The 1,833-nt window shown below is 67.2% G+C and carries 1 protein-coding gene and 1 pseudogene; one reads left to right on the forward strand and one right to left on the reverse strand.

The genetic code is table 11. The features are described 5' to 3' along the window. Positions 1-274, reverse strand: a 274-nt coding sequence (locus tag JHC79_RS23870) for an alpha/beta fold hydrolase (protein ID WP_296395514.1), incomplete at its 3' end; no start/stop codon positions are given. A gap of 844 nt (positions 275-1,118) precedes the next feature. Here JHC79_RS23870 and JHC79_RS23875 point away from each other — a divergent pair. Then, positions 1,119-1,833: pseudogene (locus tag JHC79_RS23875) on the forward strand (hypothetical protein); the annotation flags it as partial.

A 1,833-nucleotide genomic window follows, 5' to 3' on the forward strand; every position in this document is an offset into this window, starting at 1 on the left:
GGTCGATCCGCTCCTCGTCGAGAACCGCGAGGACGTCACCGACCAGCAACTCCATGCCGTAGGCGCTCGACGAATGCGGCTTGCCACTTCGCCCGTGTCCGCGAAAGTCGATGAGCACCAGCCGATGTGAGTCACGCAATGCCGAGACGTACCCGAATGCGCGCCACATGGCCTGCGACAGTGCCGTCGCGTGCAGCATCACCACGGGCGGTCCGTCGCCGACGGTGCGGTAGCTGATGGACACACTGTCGACGGGGTTGGTTGCTCGATCCACGGTTCCACAATGCCCCACCGGTACGAACACAGTGCCCTTGCCGTCGGCGGCGTCCGACGCGTACCTTCCCTGACATGACTATGCAGAAAGGCGCATGACGCGCCATCGCACCCTCACGGTGCTCGTCGATGAACTGCTCATAGAGGACGGAGCCATTCCGCCTCCTCGCGTCGGTTCGATCAGCTCACTTCCGCTCCGGTTCTCGGAGCTTCCGTCCGATGACGACAGGGCGACGGTCATCCGCGCTCGACTGGAACCCGATCGATCGGCGCCGCGCGCCGGCGACCGCGATCTACGCTGGAGCGGTCTGCTCCGAGGCGATGGATGGACGGCGGAATGGTCAGGCGACCGTCCACGTGTCGGTCACGTCGAGCTGACCGGACGGTTCGTCAGTCTCTACGAGATCGGGTCGTCACCACCGGACGTGCGCGGCCGGGTGGCACGAATCCGCTTGGTCATGAACCGGTATCAGCCCTCGCACCACACCCCGCCCCGATGGGAGCCGACACCGGGATGTCGAGTCGGCGAGGATGTCGATGCGGCCCCCCGCTTCTTCGATCGGCAGGCCCTGTGGACCGAGCCGGTTGACCGTTCGACCACCATCGACGTCCCGGTGGGTCTACTCGTCGACCTGGACCTGGACGACGTCCCGCCACCGCCACCTCGACCGGGCGTCGTGCCCGGCGACGTCTCCTGCGCGGACGACACGGTGTGGACGGTCGACACACGTCTGCCCGTGCTCGTCCGTCTGGACGCGAGCGGTACAGCGACGCAACACCTTCTGCCCGGTGCCATCGGTTGTCACGGGCGCCGGGTCCACGCGACGCCCACCGGATGTTGGGTGGTGGGTACCGATGGAATCCATCGCTGCGCACCGGACGGTCGACCCCGGCTGATCGACGACGAGCCGGTGTCGGTGTCGGCGGTGATCGGCGAGACGCTGCTGACATGCACCCATGACAACGGGTGGTGGCTGCACACCCCCGGTCGCGAACCACTGCCGATCGAGCAATGTCCCGGATCGCCCAGTGCAGCAACGGCCATCGACGACGGGTTCATCGTGGTTGTCGTCACCGGGAACCGCGGTGCTGCCGATCGGCAGACGGAGTACCGGTTGGTTCGGGTCTCTGTGACCGGTGACGTCGAGGTCGGTCCGGTGAACACGATCCCGGACAACCATGAACGGCCACGGCTCGGTGGCGATCCGGTGCACGTCATCTCCGGGTCGGACATCGCCGCGGTGGACGACGATCTGTCCGCCGTCACCGTGATGAGGTTGCCGCGCATGCATTTCGGCGGTGGCAGCGCCGGCCGACACCTGTGGACGGTGTCGCATCCCGGTGGCCGTACCGGGTGCACCGGCCGGTGGCCCACCGGGCCCTCCGATGCGGTGGATGACACGCGACAGTACTGGCTGCTCGAGCTGCGGGATCCGACCACGATGGAGGTGGTCCAGGACGCACCGGTCTTCACCAGCGCCCCACGCGTGGCAGCCGACGCGAGTGGACGCATCTGGGTCGTGTCCGACGGACTACGGGTGCTGAGCGACGAGTCGATGC

The organism is Williamsia sp. (assembly GCF_016462415.1).
Taxonomy (GTDB): Bacteria; Actinomycetota; Actinomycetes; order Mycobacteriales; family Mycobacteriaceae; genus Williamsia_A.